Below are 15,669 nucleotides of genomic sequence, written 5' to 3' on the forward strand. Positions count from 1 at the left end.
ACGCACCGAACATAAAAAGCGCGCCGACCTTCTGGTTTAGCGCGCTTTTTCTATTTAATGCCTGACTACCCTATCGTCATCAGGCTGGCATTGCCGCCCGCAGCGGCGGTATTGATACTCAGAGAACGTTCGATCAACAGACGTTCCAACTGAATGTGGGTATCGCCCTGCGCATAGCCTAACGGCTGGATAATCGGGCCGTCGCGCGCTGCAAGCACCTCACTCAACTGCCGTAACCGATCGGCATCCCCATGATAAATGACACCATGAAAAGACACCCCGTGCCGCTGCCAGTCGGGCGTGAACTGAATATGCGACTGCACGCCTGCGGGTAAACGGCCATAAAGCATTTTCTCGTGCTCACCTTCCGGCCACAGCAGTTTCCCGCCCGTCGCCAGCACCGCCGCCGTCTGAATCAAGCGATCGTCCTCATTATCCGCCAAACACAGAATCCGCTCACGCGGCAACAGCGTATAGGAATTACGTTCCCCAGTCGGGCCAGGCAGCAGTCGCGTTGTCCCGCTGACGCTATATTCTCTGTAGCGCTGGCATAACGTCGCCAGCCCGTGACGCTCCTCGGCAATCGCCCAGTCTTCCAGCGCCTGTAGCCCCGCCAACAGCGACGCTCGGGCAGATGCATCCAGCGCCTGCTCATGGTTCTGTTGTGCGAATTCTGCCGCAAGCGCGTCGTCTGGCCGATGTGCCAGCAAGCGATACAGGTAAAGCGGCCCGCCCGCCTTTGGCCCGGTTCCCGATAAGCCTTCCCCGCCAAACGGTTGAACGCCGACAACGGCACCGACCATATTGCGGTTCACATATTGATTACCCACTTTCGCCTTGCCCGTCACACGCAAGATAGTTTCATCAATGCGGGTATGCACACCCAGCGTCAGACCGTATCCCGCCGCGTTGATCTGCGCAATCACTGCATCCAACTGCTGGCTTTGATAGCGAACGACGTGTAAAACTGGACCAAAAACTTCTTTTTTCAGCTCGTCTATCTTGCTCAATTCTATCAGGGTCGGTTTCACAAACATCCCGTGCCGCCACGTCTCCTCATCCTGCGGATACGCTGCCTGAAATACCGTATGGCCTTTCGCCCGCATCGTCTGGATATGCAGTTCCACGTTCTCTTTCGCATCCGCGTCAATCAGCGGACCGATGTCGGTCGATAACCGCTCAGGGTTCCCCATTCGACACTCCGCCATCGCGCCACGCAGCATAGCCAGAGTGCGATCCGCAATATCCTCTTGCAGGCACAGCAGGCGCAGCGCCGAGCAACGCTGTCCAGCGCTGTCGAATGCAGAAGCGATAACGTCATTCACCACCTGCTCCGTCAGCGCAGACGAATCGACAATCATCGCATTCAAGCCACCCGTTTCGGCAATCAGCGGCGTCAAACGCCCCTGTGGATCGAGCCTACCCGCAATGCTGCGTTGCAGGGTTTTAGCAACAGTCGTCGATCCAGTAAACACCACGCCGCGTACCCGTTCATCGTTCACCAACGCCGCACCAATCGTTTCTCCCTGTCCGGGCAGCAGTTGCAGCACGCCCAGAGGAATGCCCGCCTCATGCAAAATACGCACCGCCTGCGCCGCAATCAGCGGGGTCTGTTCAGCGGGCTTCGCCAGCACGCTGTTTCCAGCCGCCAGTGCGGCAGAAATTTGTCCGGTGAAGATCGCCAGCGGGAAATTCCACGGACTGATGCAAACCACTGGCCCCAGCGGACGATAGGTATCATTGGTGAACGTGTCACGAACCTGAGCCGCGTAATAACGTAAGAAGTCCACCGCTTCGCGCACTTCCGCAATCGCGTTACTGAAGGATTTACCCGCTTCCCGCACCAGCAGCCCGAGCAGGCTTTGCAACTGCCTTTCCATCAGCGAGGCAGCCTGATTCAATATCGCGGCCCGCTCTGCGGGCCGCGTCGCAAACCAGATAGTGCCCGCATGCACCGCGGCTTCTACCGCCTGCTCAACATCTGCCACGGAGGCATCGCGAACATAGCCCACCACATCATGTACATCGGCGGGATTCACGACAGGCCTTTCTTCACTTGCCTCGCTTTCCCCCTCAATCATCGGCGCGGCGTACCACGGCTGTGACGCGTGATTTAGCAACGCGCTGGAGAGAGAAGCCAACCGGTGCTCGTTCGAGAGATCCAGTCCGCTCGAATTTTGCCGTTCCCGCCCATATAGCTGACGTGGCAGAGGAATCTTGGGATGCGGTGCGCCCATGCTCCATTCCACTTTTGCCAGCGCCTCTACGCCACGAATCGGATCGGTAATCAGCGTTTCCAGCGCCATTGAGGTATCTGCAATGCGGTTAACAAATGAGGTATTCGCGCCGTTTTCCAGCAGGCGTCGCACCAGGTAAGCCAGCAGCGTTTCATGGGTTCCGACCGGAGCATAAATACGACACGGACGGTTCAGCTTGCCGTCAGCCACCGCGCCCACCACCTGATCGTAGAGCGGTTCACCCATGCCATGCAGGCATTGAAACTCATACTGACCGGGATAATAATTGTTGCCCGCCATGTGGTAGATCGCGCTTAGCGTCTGCGCGTTGTGCGTGGCAAACTGCGGGTAAATCAGATTCGGGACGGCCAGCAGCTTCCGAGCGCACGCCAGATACGACACATCGGTATAAACCTTACGCGTGTAGACCGGGTAGCCTTCCAGCCCGTCAACCTGCGCGCGCTTGATTTCACTGTCCCAGTACGCCCCTTTCACCAGACGAATCATCAGCCGCCGACGGCTGCGCTGTGCCAGCTCAATCAGCGCATCAATCACATACGGGCAGCGTTTCTGATAAGCCTGAATGACAAACCCAACGCCGTTCCACCCCGCCAACTGCGGCTCCATGCAGAGTTTTTCCAGCAGATCGAGCGAGATCTCCAGTCGATCGGCTTCCTCCGCGTCAATATTGATCCCAATATCGTATTGGCGCGCTAGCAACGTCAGCATCAACAAACGCGGATAAAGTTCCTCCATCACACGGTCATACTGCGGCCGGCTATAGCGGGGATGCAGCGCCGACAGCTTGATGGAGATACCCGGCCCTTCGTAAATCCCACGCCCGTTCGAGGCTTTGCCGATAGCATGAATCGCCTGTTGATAGGCCGTCAGATAGGTAGCGGCATCGTGCTCCGTCAGCGCGGCTTCACCTAACATATCGTAAGAGTAACGGAAGCCTTTACTCTCCCGTTCGCGGGCATTCGCCAGCGCTTCACCCATGGTTTCTCCCGTGACAAACTGCCCCCCCATCAGCCGCATAGCCATATCGACGCCTTTGCGGACAAGCGGTTCACCGCTTTTCCCGATGATGCGGTTCAGCGAATTCGACAGGTTCACTTCGTTGTGCGTCGCCACCAGCTTTCCGGTAAACAGCAGCCCCCAAGTTGCAGCATTTACAAAGAGTGACGGGCTGCGGCCAAGATGCGCCTGCCAATTTCCCCGACTGATCTTGTCGCGGATCAGCGCATCACGCGTGGATTTATCAGGAATACGCAGCAGCGCTTCGGCTAAACACATCAGCGCCACCCCTTCCTGAGAAGAAAGTGAGAATTCCTGTAACAGCCCTTGCACAATGCCCACACGCCCGTTTCCAGCTTTCTGATCGCGTAATTTCCCTGCCAGTTGATAAGCCAGTTTCTGCGTTAACTGCGACATTTCATCAGTAAGTCTTGCTTGTTCGAGCAAGATAGGCACCAGTTCATTTTCGGGGCGGCGGTAAACAGAAGTGATGGCGGCGCGGATAACGGACTGCGGAAGAATGTGCTCGGCGAAATCAAGAAAGGGTTGGTGGGTTTCTTCTTCCTGAGATTGCGGCATAATCTCTTCCGCTTCAATGTGGCTGACGTTCGCCCATGGCGGTGTTTCAGGCGTGTTGGGGCCACTTTCGAGGCGTTCGAGGTAATGGAAAATAGCCTGTTTGATCAGCCAGTACGGTGTGCGATCAATACGCTGTGCTGCCGCCTTGATGCGCTCGCGCGTTTCCTTATCGAGTTTTACACCCATCGTGGTAGAACCCATAGAGTCCACTCCTGTCATGAGAAGATGCACATCGGGATAACGCAAATATCAATCATGCTGCAACTTTGTGCAACCTTGTTAACAAATGGATCAGTTGCAGTCCATCATCACCGTCAGACCTCGTTCCGGCCTGAGTGATTACTATAAAACACAGCGTCGCCGTAACAGCGGCACGAAAAAGAATGTGGAGAGTTGAATGACAATAAGCACACCCATGCTGGTGACGTTTCTGGTGTATATTTTCGGGATGGTCCTCATCGGCCTGTTTGCCTACCGCGCCACCAATAACTTTGGCGATTACATTCTAGGCGGGCGCCGGATGGGAAGCGTGGTTACCGCGCTATCGGCTGGCGCGTCTGACATGAGCGGCTGGCTGTTGATGGGGTTACCAGGTGCCATTTTCATTTCCGGCATTTCTGAAAGCTGGATCGCGATCGGCCTAACGTTAGGCGCGTACCTGAACTGGAAATGGGTCGCCGGACGTCTGCGCGTACACACCGAAGTCAACCACAACGCACTTACGCTACCCGACTATTTCACCCACCGCTTTGAAGATAACAGCAAATTACTGCGTGTCATCTCCGCGTTAGTCATCCTGATTTTCTTCACCATCTATTGTGCATCCGGCATAGTTGCAGGGGCTCGTCTGTTTGAAAGCACCTTTGGCATGAGCTATGGCACTGCATTATGGGCAGGCGCAGCGGCCACCATCGCTTATACCTTTATCGGCGGCTTTCTGGCGGTAAGCTGGACGGATACCGTTCAGGCCAGCCTGATGATTTTCGCCCTGATCCTAACACCAGTGATCGCCATCCTATCCCTTGGGGGAATCGATAGCTCGCTGATGGTAATTGAAGCGAAAAATCCGGCCAATCTGGATATGTTCAAAGGGCTGAATTTTGTCGCCATTATCTCGCTGATGGGCTGGGGTCTCGGCTATTTCGGCCAGCCACACATTCTGGCGCGCTTTATGGCTGCGGATTCACACCACACGATCCACAACGCGCGCCGTATCAGTATGACCTGGATGATTCTTTGTCTGGCCGGTGCCGTAACAGTCGGCTTCTTCGGCATCGCCTACTTCCACAATAATCCGGATCAGGCGGGCAATGTGACGCAAAACAGCGAGCGTGTCTTTATCGAGCTGTCCATGCTGCTGTTCAACCCGTGGATTGCCGGCGTGCTGCTGTCAGCGATTCTTGCTGCCGTGATGAGTACGCTGAGTTGCCAGTTGCTGGTCTGTTCCAGTGCCATCACCGAAGATTTATACAAGCCGTTCCTGCGCAAAAATGCCAGCCAGAAAGAGCTGGTCTGGGTGGGCCGCGCCATGGTGCTGTTAGTGGCTATCATCGCTATCGCGCTGTCTCTTAACCCTGAAAACCGCGTACTGGGTTTGGTGAGCTATGCCTGGGCAGGCTTCGGTGCCGCATTCGGGCCAGTGATTTTGATTTCTCTGCTGTGGCCACGTATGACGCGCAACGGCGCACTACTCGGTATGATTGTGGGGGCGGCCACTGTGCTAATCTGGAAACAGTACGCTTGGCTGGGTCTGTATGAAATCATCCCCGGCTTCATCTTCAACAGTCTGACTATTTTCATCGTCAGCCTACTGGGTAAAGCGCCATCAAAAGCGATTACCGACCGCTTCAATCAGGCGGAAGCAGAATACAAGTCCGTTTGATAAAACACATACGTTTGCTATTGCTACAAAAGTCCGCCGATAAAAGCGTTCGTTGATAAAAAAGAGGGCACAGCCAATGCTGTGCCCTCTTCTATTTCGATCACCGATGGAAATTAACCCGCAACGGCGATACGCTTCATGTCTTTCATGTAACCGCGCAGCGTGTGGCCTACGGTTTCGATTGGGTGATTACGGATCGCTTCGTTAACATCACGCAGTTGCGCGTTGTCCACTTCGGTGCCCGCGACCGCTTTGCCCAGATCGCCCGGCTGCAGGGATGCCATGAACGCCTCTTTCAGCAACGGAACGGCAGCGTTAGCAAACAGGTAGTTACCGTATTCAGCGGTATCAGAGATAACCACGTTCATTTCATACAGACGCTTACGCGCAATGGTATTGGCGATCAGCGGCAGCTCATGCAGTGATTCGTAGTAAGCCGACTCTTCGATGATGCCAGAGCTCACCATGGTTTCAAACGCCAGCTCAACGCCCGCTTTCACCATCGCAACCATCAGCACGCCATTATCAAAGTATTCTTGCTCAGCGATTTTACCGTCGAACTGCGGTGCGTTTTCGAATGCCGTTTTACCGGTCTCTTCACGCCAGGTCAGTAGTTTCACGTCATCGTTCGCCCAGTCAGCCATCATGCCGCTGGAGAATTCGCCGGAGATGATGTCATCCATGTGTTTCTGGAACAGCGGCGCCATGATGCCTTTCAACTGCTCAGACAACGCGTAAGCACGCAGTTTCGCTGGGTTAGACAGGCGATCCATCATCAGCGTGATCCCACCCTGCTTCAGCGCTTCGGTGATGGTTTCCCAGCCGAACTGAATCAGTTTTTCTGCATAAGCCGGATCGGTGCCTTCAGCAACCAGTTTGTCGAAGCTCAGCAGAGAACCCGCCTGCAACATACCGCACAGAATGGTCTGCTCACCCATCAGGTCAGATTTCACTTCCGCAACGAAAGAAGATTGCAGAACGCCAGCACGGTGACCACCGGTTGCCGCAGCCCATGCTTTAGCGATGGCCATGCCTTCGCCTTTCGGATCGTTTTCTGGGTGAACCGCGATAAGCGTTGGTACGCCGAAACCACGTTTGTATTCTTCACGTACTTCCGTACCTGGGCACTTCGGTGCCACCATCACGACGGTGATGTCTTTACGGATTTGCTCGCCCACTTCAACGATGTTGAAACCGTGAGAGTAGCCCAGCGCTGCCCCCTGTTTCATCAGCGGTTGTACTGCCTGAACCACGGCAGAGTGCTGTTTGTCCGGCGTCAGGTTAACCACCAGGTCAGCCTGCGGGATCAGATCTTCATAGGTGCCAACGGTGAAGCCGTTTTCGGTTGCTTTGCGCCATGATGCACGTTTTTCGGCAATCGCTTCAGCACGCAGGGCGTAAGCGATATCCAGGCCGGAATCACGCATGTTCAGACCCTGGTTCAGCCCCTGAGCACCACAGCCGACGATCACCACTTTTTTCCCTTTCAGGTAGCTCGCCTCATCGGCAAATTCATCACGCCCCATGAAGCGGCACTTGCCCAATTGATCCAGCTGCTGACGCAGGTTTAATGTGTTGAAATAGTTAGCCATGTCGTGCTCCGTATACGGTTTTGTTTGTCTGTTATTCGAGAAAGGATTCCCACCAGAGGGGAATTCACTATGACCCCATCATATGACAGGAATTGCGTTGCTTAAATTGATATATTAACAACGTCACATTGCACTATTTGCAAGATCAAAAACGGGGCCTGTATCGCATGGATTTACGTGATCTCAAATTATTCCTGCATCTGGCGGAAAGTCGGCACTTTGGCCGTACCGCCAAGGCGATGCACATCAGCCCGTCCACGCTGTCACGGCAAATTCAGCGGCTGGAAGAGGATTTAGGACAGACGCTGTTTCTGCGCGATAACCGTACCGTGCAGCTTACCGATGCCGGAGATCACCTGAAGCAGTTCGCCCAGCAAACGTTGCTGCAATACCAGCAGCTACGCCACACGATAGACCAGCACGGGCCGTCGTTAAGCGGCGAACTGCGGATCTTCTGTTCCGTCACCGCCGCCTACAGCCACCTGCCGCCGATACTGGATCGCTTTCGGGCGCTGCACCCGCTGGTGGAAATTAAACTGACGACAGGCGATGCCGCCGATGCCGTTGAGAAAATTCAGTCGAACGATGGGGATTTGGGGATTGCGGGACGCCCGGAAGCGCTGCCTGTCAGCGTTGACTTCATGCCGCTCGATAAACTGCCACTGGCGTTGATTATCCCGGCACTTCCCTGCCCCGTGCAGTCGCTGGTGCGGCAGGCAGACCCAGACTGGTCGCAGATTCCGTTTATCCTGCCGGAACACGGCCCAGTGCGTAAGCGCATCGATCTGTGGTTCCGACGCAACCACATCACTAACCCACAGATTTACGCCACCATCTCCGGGCACGAAGCGATGGTATCGATGGTTGCGCTGGGCTGCGGCATCGCGCTGATTCCAAATGTAGTGCTGGAAAACAGCCCGGAACCGGTACGCAACCGCGTCTCTGTCTTTGTCGAACAGGTGATGGAGCCGCTTGAACTCGGCGTGTGCGTACAGAAAAAACGGCTTAGCGAACCGCTGATTGCCGCCTTTTGGGACATATTACAGGATACCCCATGAAGATAGCCTTCACTGCCATCATCGCCGCTGGGGTGACGTTGGCCTCCCTCAGCCACCATGCGCAAGCCGCCAGTTTCCCCTGCGAAAAAGCCGCCTCAACGCAGGAGACGCTGATTTGCGCCAGCCCGCTGCTCGGGCAGCTCGATGAAGAACTGGCACAGGTCTGGAAGACCTCCCGCGCGTTCCTGACGGCGTACGACAACAGCGCGCCGTGGGAAAAAACGCTCAACCAGTTTCAACGCAGTTGGCTGACCACACGCGATCAATGCAAAGACGAAGACTGTTTGCGCCAGCGTTATCAACAACAGCTAAATCGGCTGCGCTATCTGAATGACATCGCGCAGCACGCACTCCCTTCCCCGATTACACCCGTGAAAAGCACCGCTTGTTTCCACGGTTCATTCAGCTATGAATATGTGATGTCAGGGCTTTCCGCCGAGGAATATCGCGATCTGGGGGATTATTTTCGGGAAATGTATGACCAGAAAGCGCCCTACCACGCCGTCAGCCTGACGATGACCAACCAGCGCGGCAAGATTGAAGGCGGCGCATCCATTGCATTTCGCTACGGTAACAAGCTGGATGATTCCGCCTTCACGGCCCGTCAGATGAGCGATGTACAGGCGATTGGCAAAGGTGAAAGCAGCTTCGGTCAGCAGGTGAAAATACTACTCACCTGCATTGACGATGATCATCTACAAATCGCCACCTTCGGCAGCAATCGGGAAGAAGGTTACCTGTTTAACACTTTGCTGGAGCGCGATAAAACGCCAGTGGAGCCGCAGAAAACACAGTAAGGTTGGCTATCTCTGGCTCTAACGTTCGAACCACTTATCCGCCGAAAATGCCCGCGTATCGGACTCCGTTTCCTGCGCGGCCTTCTTCATGGTTTCGACGTTCATCAGGTAATGATAGAGCGGTTCAAGCTGGGTAAAACCCTGTGACAGAACCGTCACCAGATCGCCGGAAAACAGCGCGTCCATATCCTGTCGGGTAGATATTGCGGCAAACGACTTACGGTTATACCAGTCAGCCAGTTCCGGCTCCTGCTCTTTAATCAGCGGGCGTTTGTAGCTTTCGCCTTCCAGCGTGAAGGTCTTTCCCAGACAGCTTGCTACTTCAAGAAACTGCGACGGATTACCGCGCAGCGTCTGACGGAACAGGTCCATCGTATTCCGCGTCGCGCTGTAATAGCCCAGCCCGTAACGCCAGGTATCCGGCGTGATTTCAAAGAAATACACCGGCGCGTCCGTCCAGTCTTTACGAGTACGTTTGAAAGTGAGCCACATATGGCTGCGATAGCGTGATTTATCGTGAGAAAAGCGCGTGTCGCGATGAATACGGGAGAGGGTCTTACCGATAGCGGGACGCGTTTCAAAATGGTCGTCAATCTGCAACATCGTCAGACTGAGCTCATCCACCAACGTACGGAACGGCGCAACCAGTTGCTCATCGTAAACCGCACGATGCTCGTCAAACCACGCTTTATCGTTGTACTGACGAACCTGCTGAAGAAACGTTAAACCCGCTTGAGAAAAACCCGTGAATTGCGTTGCCATAAAGAAATGCCATCCCTGTTACTAATCAGATGACATAAAGATAACGCCGCCGACGGTGAAACACCATCGGCGGCGTGACACACTTATCTAAAAGATGAGTAATTAAAGTATGTTGGGCTCACCATCTAGCGTCTCAATCCGTCTGTAATTTTCTACAGCATGACAAAGACGATTACTGGAAAAATAAATAGGACTATCTTTTATGAATGCCAATTGCTTATATGAGCAACGACGGGAAGCATAATTTTTCCATGCAGTTTGATCCTTCTTGAAAGACTTAACAAGATCTTCAAAATTTTCAAAAGAATCAAGTTTAGATAGAGCCTCTGTTATTTCTTTATTTCTCTTCTCCAGTTTTTCTGTCGAATCCGAGAGCATCAGATTAATACATAGGTCCACTTTATTATAACCGCCATCTTTCATCAGATCTTTACACAGCGTTTTTTCCATTACGTCAAATTTTCTCCAGTAAATCTCACCAAATGCAGGAGATATACCGTTCACAGAAAATAGTATCAAAATACAGAAATAGATATTTTTCATTTTTTCATCCTTAAATAACTCGCTCGATTTCTTCCGGCCTCATACTTTAGCAAATCTGGCTCGCTCTCTATTAACTTTATTAACAGATCGATATCATTCTTTGCTGCTACTGGAATAGTCTTCTCCCCAGGAATCCCTTGATAGGCAAGATCTACCAGAATGTCTCGAATAGCGGGGTGAAGTTCATCCCAATTCACTCTACCGGGTACATCAGCGGAATAACGTGCATATCGCTTTTTCGCTATGTCTATATACCCACCATAAACCATATTAAACAATTCTACCTGCTGTTGATGTGTAATCACGCCAATTTTTTCTTTGTACTCTTTTACGAAAGTAGCGGCAGCTCCGCCCTTGAGCCCAGCCCCCGTCGCGATTAAACTCGCTTTTTCACTCCCAATACCCACTCTGAGCATATCCGAATAAATTTCGCCCTTGGTTCTCTTCCCCATATCATAGCCGCGCCCCAGCGTCACACCAGATTTGGGATTTCCTGGCCAGTGAACGACCCGGCTAAAAAAAGGACTATTGGGAACATCATCCCCTTCCCCATCAAAGGTTATTTGTCCTTGAGGTACTCTTAGCATTGAGTAAATTCCTTTTTATTAATATGCAGTACCAATATACAAAATTATTTAGCATCTCTTTGGCTAGTGATTAATTAGTTAATAAAAAAGCCATAAATAACATAATTATCAATGGCTGTATGTTTTATTGCCAAATAAAACTAAATACCACTATCATTCCAGATACTATAACCTGATGTTCCCGCAACTTTGTGCTCCCATGATATGGAATTATATTTTAATAAAACCTTCTCGTATGGCATGACGTCATTGTCATTAATCGAATGCGGATAACTACAAGAAATGTCAACAATACGGGCATCTGTTAATTTAATGACATAAAACAACTCTAATTGCCCGGCGGCATTTATCCTATACAAAAAGAAATTTGCACTTAGCTTTTCATTGGAAGAGGTAGAAACACCAAGCAACGGTGACGATTTATCGATAAGTTTAATTATTTCAACGGGGTGACAGGATAGATTATCAGCATGACTCATTGAGTGACTTAAACTTAACACCTGAATCTGATCTTCATGACCAATTTGGCTTCTATTACCAATTGACTGTAATGTTGAACAGCCAGAAGAAATTAATCCTTGCTTATCACCCGTCAACTCCAAATAGATAATACTCGACATTTTTAGCAGCCTCTAAGAATAAATATGATCAATGCACTGATGGTGTATCAAGCTTGAGTGAAAGTTTTCGTCCATCTGACGTCTTCATTTCCACAAGATTACTTTGAGTCACCTGCATCAGAGAAAGGCATAGTTTCATCATCAATGCGAGTATTTCTTCAGGAGGTAACGAACTATTAATAAGGCTACTCTTTAATTGTTCATTTAACTGAATGGCAATTTTTTCTTTATTTTTCACACTCGATCTCCATGTGTTATTCCAATTTTCACCAAACTAACCTAGAAAATAATTATTATCAAGATTTAAAGGAATTAGAAAAACAAACAATTAATTTGAAAATAATAATAACAAAATACAATTAGATTTATTCAACAATGCCTTGAGACACCTGCTGAAGAAACGTTAAACCCGCTTGAGAAAAACCCGTGAACTGCGTTGCCATAAAGAAATGCCATCCCTGTTGCTATCAGATGACATAAAGATAACGCCGCCGACGGTGAAACACCATCGGCGGCGTTAAGGGAAACTCAGCTCGTAATCAACTAACTTAACCCGCTAAAAAGAAACGGAACGCCGGATTATTGGTTTCATCGTGACATTCATAGCCGAGCGCCTGTAGGTGCTGCTCGAATTCCCGATCGCCAGCATCCAACTCGAACGCGGCCAGCACGCGACCAAAATCCGTGCCGTGGCTGCGGTAATGGAACAGTGAAATATTCCAGTGCGCTCCCAGCGTATGCAAGAATTTCAGTAATGCGCCCGGCGACTCTGGGAACTCAAAGCTGTACAGCCGTTCCTGGAGCGGTTTGGAAGGGCGTCCGCCGACCATATAACGAACGTGCAGCTTCGCCATTTCATCATCGGACAAATCCACCACTTCATAACCGTCTGTGGACAGCTCGGCGATAATCTCCTGCCGCTCCGCATAGCCACGCGTCAGACGCACACCGACAAAAATGCAGGCATCTTTGGCATCCGCATAGCGGTAGTTAAATTCGGTAACGGAACGACCACCCAGCAGTTGGCAAAACTTCAGGAAGCTGCCCTGCTTCTCGGGGATCGTCACGGCCAGCAAGGCTTCGCGCTGTTCACCCAGCTCGCAGCGCTCAGAAACATAGCGTAACCCGTGGAAGTTGACGTTCGCGCCGGACAGAATATGCGCCAGACGTTCACCCTGAATCTGATGCTGTTGGATGTATTTCTTCATCCCCGCCAACGCCAGCGCGCCGGACGGTTCAGCAATCGCGCGGACATCCTCAAACAGATCTTTCACTGCCGCACAGATGGCATCGCTGTCGACGGTAATCACGTCATCCAGATATTCCCGACACAGGCGGAACGTTTCATCGCCAATGCGCTTCACCGCCACGCCTTCGGCAAACAGCCCGACACGCGGCAGATCGACCGGTTGTCCGGCATCCAGTGCCGCACGCAGACAGGCGGAATCTTCCGCTTCAACGCCGATCACCTGAATCTGCGGCATCAGCTGTTTGATCAGTACGGCAACACCTGCCGCCAAACCACCACCACCGACCGGCACAAACACGCGATCCAGATGCGCATCCTGCTGTAGCAATTCCATCGCCAGCGTGCCCTGTCCTGCAATCACCGCAGGGTGATCGAACGGCGGCAGAAAGGTCATATGCTGCTGTTGTGACAGCTCAATCGCCTTCGCCTTGGCCTCATCAAAGTTGGCACCGTGTAGCAGCACTTCGCCGCCAAAACCGCGCACGGCATCCACCTTGATATCAGCCGTAGCCACCGGCATCACAATCAGCGATTTAATCCCCAACTTGCTGGAAGAGAGCGCCACACCTTGCGCATGGTTACCGGCGGACGCCGTCACCACGCCGTGGGATTTTTGCTCATCGCTCAGACCCGCCATCATCGCGTACGCGCCGCGCAGCTTGAAGCTGTGCACCGCGTGCCTATCTTCACGTTTTACCAGAATGACATTACCCAGCCGCGAAGAGATCTTTTCCATCTTCTCCAGCGGCGTAACCTGCGTGATTTCATACACTGGCGAGCGTAAGATCGCCCGCAGGTATTCCGCGCCCCCCGGCGCGGCAGGAAGAGGTTGTGACACAGCCATCAGCTTTAGCCTCCCAGCTTGCTTTTATCCCGCACAGCGCCTTTATCTGCACTGGTTGCCAGCATGGCGTACGCGCGCAGCGCAAAAGAGACCTGACGTTCACGGTTATGTGGCGTCCAAGCCTGCTCGCCTCTTGCCTCTTCCGCTTCGCGGCGGCTTACCAGTTCATTCTCTGCGACGTCCAGCACGATGCTGCGGTTTGGGATATCAATGGCAATCATGTCGCCATCCTGCACCAAACCAATGGTGCCACCGCTTGCGGCTTCAGGAGACGCGTGGCCGATAGACAACCCTGACGTACCACCAGAGAAGCGGCCGTCCGTGATCAGCGCACAGCTTTTACCCAAGCCCATCGATTTCAGGTAGGTCGTCGGGTACAGCATTTCCTGCATTCCCGGCCCGCCTTTTGGCCCTTCGTAGCGAATAACCACTACATCGCCCGCCACGACTTTTCCGCCCAGAATCGCTGCTACCGCGTCATCCTGGCTTTCGTAGACTTTTGCTGGGCCGCGGAAAATCAGGCTATCTTTATCAACGCCAGCGGTTTTCACGATGCAACCATCTAGCGCAATGTTGCCGTACAGCACGGCCAACCCGCCATCCTGACTGTAAGCATATTCACGCGAGCGGATGCAGCCTTCCTGACGATCGGTATCCAGTGAATCCCAGCGGCAATCCTGAGAAAACGCTTTAGTCGTGCGAATACCCGCAGGGCCAGCGGAATACATGCTTTTCACACTGTCATCCTGCGTCAGCATCACGTCGTAGGCTTCCAGCGTTTCCGGCAGTGTTTTGCCCAGCACGTTGTTCACTTCACGGTTCAGCAGACCCGCTCTGTCCAGTTCCCCCAGAATACCGATCACGCCGCCCGCGCGGTGTACGTCTTCCATGTGGTATTTCTGCGTACTCGGCGCCACTTTACACAGGTGTGGCACCTGACGTGACAGCCTGTCGATATCGGTCATGGTGAAGTCCACTTCACCTTCCTGCGCCGCAGCTAACAGATGCAGAACGGTATTGGTGGAACCGCCCATCGCGATATCCAGAACCATGGCGTTTTCAAATGCGGCTTTATTGGCGATGTTGCGCGGTAATACGCTTGCATCATCCTGCTCGTAGTAACGCTTCGCCAGACCGACAATGCGTTTGCCCGCGTTCAGGAACAGTTGCTTACGGTCAGCATGCGTCGCCAGCAGAGAACCGTTACCCGGCTGAGACAGCCCCAGCGCTTCGGTCAAACAGTTCATGGAGTTAGCGGTAAACATACCGGAACAGGAGCCACAGGTCGGACAGGCTGAACGCTCCACCTGCTCGCTCTGCTCATCCGAGACTTTCGGATCTGCCCCCTGAATCATGGCATCCACCAGATCCAACTTGATGATCTGATCGGATAATTTGGTTTTCCCTGCTTCCATCGGGCCACCAGAAACAAAAATCACCGGAATATTCAGACGCAGCGACGCCATTAACATCCCCGGGGTGATTTTGTCGCAGTTGGAAATGCACACCATGGCATCCGCACAGTGGGCATTGACCATGTATTCCACGGAGTCGGCGATCAGTTCACGGGAAGGCAGGGAATAGAGCATGCCGCCGTGTCCCATCGCGATACCGTCATCAACTGCAATGGTGTTAAATTCTTTCGCGACGCCGCCGGAGGCTTCGATCTGCTCGGCAACCAGTTTACCCAGATCGCGCAAGTGCACATGGCCCGGCACGAATTGGGTGAAGGAGTTAACCACTGCGATAATCGGTTTACCAAAATCGTCGTCGGTCATCCCGGTGGCACGCCACAAGGCTCGGGCACCGGCCATATTACGGCCATGCGTGGTTGTGGCTGAACGGTACTTAGGCATGCTCTTTTACTCCAAAAATTACGAATTTGGCGATGACGGAACGTGT

At 52.7% G+C, this 15,669-nt stretch carries 12 protein-coding genes; 3 read left to right on the plus strand and 9 right to left on the minus strand.

Annotated features, from left to right (window positions below):
* Positions 1-65: 65 nt before the first annotated feature.
* The gene (gene putA / locus IG609_RS19035; protein WP_193400678.1) at positions 66-4,034 is read right to left on the minus strand and encodes a trifunctional transcriptional regulator/proline dehydrogenase/L-glutamate gamma-semialdehyde dehydrogenase; all 3,969 of its coding nucleotides are present in this window, start codon (positions 4,032-4,034) and stop codon (positions 66-68) included.
* A 196-nt stretch (positions 4,035-4,230) separates the two neighbouring features.
* Between putA and putP the strand changes: the two genes are divergently transcribed.
* Positions 4,231-5,715, plus strand: a complete 1,485-nt coding sequence (putP, locus tag IG609_RS19040; RefSeq protein WP_193399255.1) for a sodium/proline symporter PutP — start codon at positions 4,231-4,233, stop codon at positions 5,713-5,715.
* 113 nt (positions 5,716-5,828) lie between these two features.
* Here the strand turns inward: putP and ilvC are convergent, their stop codons facing one another.
* A complete protein-coding gene (gene ilvC, locus IG609_RS19045; protein ID WP_180787063.1) occupies positions 5,829-7,307 on the minus strand; it encodes a ketol-acid reductoisomerase in 1,479 nt (492 codons plus the stop codon).
* A gap of 167 nt (positions 7,308-7,474) precedes the next feature.
* On the opposite strand from ilvC, the gene ilvY reads away from it, so the two are divergent.
* Together ilvY and IG609_RS19055 are read left to right on the plus strand one after the other, a co-directional pair.
* Positions 7,475-8,365 (plus strand): HTH-type transcriptional activator IlvY, encoded by an 891-nt coding sequence (ilvY, locus tag IG609_RS19050; RefSeq protein WP_014916961.1) that lies wholly within the window; start codon positions 7,475-7,477, stop codon positions 8,363-8,365.
* The gene (locus tag IG609_RS19055) at positions 8,362-9,162 is read left to right on the plus strand and encodes a lysozyme inhibitor LprI family protein (RefSeq protein WP_193400676.1); all 801 of its coding nucleotides are present in this window, start codon (positions 8,362-8,364) and stop codon (positions 9,160-9,162) included. The genes ilvY and IG609_RS19055 overlap by 4 nt, the downstream gene beginning before the upstream one ends.
* Positions 9,163-9,180: 18 nt before the next feature.
* Here IG609_RS19055 and IG609_RS19060 read toward each other — a convergent pair whose 3' ends face one another.
* The 7 genes from IG609_RS19060 to ilvD all read right to left on the minus strand — a co-directional run bounded on the left by IG609_RS19060 (position 9,181) and on the right by ilvD (position 15,623).
* Positions 9,181-9,924: a DUF2461 domain-containing protein gene (locus tag IG609_RS19060; protein WP_039277737.1), complete on the minus strand. Its 744-nt coding sequence runs from the start codon at positions 9,922-9,924 to the stop codon at positions 9,181-9,183.
* A 102-nt stretch (positions 9,925-10,026) separates the two neighbouring features.
* Complete coding sequence (locus IG609_RS19065; protein ID WP_193399258.1) at positions 10,027-10,467, minus strand: lysozyme inhibitor LprI family protein; 441 nt, start codon at positions 10,465-10,467, stop codon at positions 10,027-10,029.
* Entirely contained in the window at positions 10,464-11,054 is a 591-nt protein-coding gene (locus IG609_RS19070; RefSeq protein WP_193399259.1) for a lysozyme family protein, read from the minus strand. Before IG609_RS19070 ends, IG609_RS19065 begins: the two co-directional genes overlap by 4 nt.
* 140 nt (positions 11,055-11,194) lie before the next feature.
* On the minus strand, positions 11,195-11,674 hold the full coding sequence (locus IG609_RS19075) for an Hcp family type VI secretion system effector (protein WP_193400191.1): 480 nt from the start codon (positions 11,672-11,674) through the stop codon (positions 11,195-11,197).
* 28 nt (positions 11,675-11,702) lie between these two features.
* A complete protein-coding gene (locus IG609_RS19080; protein WP_193400673.1) occupies positions 11,703-11,912 on the minus strand; it encodes a hypothetical protein in 210 nt (69 codons plus the stop codon).
* A gap of 310 nt (positions 11,913-12,222) precedes the next feature.
* The gene (ilvA, locus tag IG609_RS19085; RefSeq protein ID WP_193399261.1) at positions 12,223-13,767 is read right to left on the minus strand and encodes a threonine ammonia-lyase, biosynthetic; all 1,545 of its coding nucleotides are present in this window, start codon (positions 13,765-13,767) and stop codon (positions 12,223-12,225) included.
* Between the two features lie 5 nt (positions 13,768-13,772).
* Positions 13,773-15,623 (minus strand): dihydroxy-acid dehydratase, encoded by a 1,851-nt coding sequence (gene ilvD / locus IG609_RS19090; RefSeq protein WP_193399262.1) that lies wholly within the window; start codon positions 15,621-15,623, stop codon positions 13,773-13,775.
* Positions 15,624-15,669: the final 46 nt, after the last annotated feature.

Source organism: Pectobacterium quasiaquaticum (assembly GCF_014946775.2).
Classification (GTDB): Bacteria; Pseudomonadota; Gammaproteobacteria; order Enterobacterales; family Enterobacteriaceae; genus Pectobacterium; species Pectobacterium aquaticum.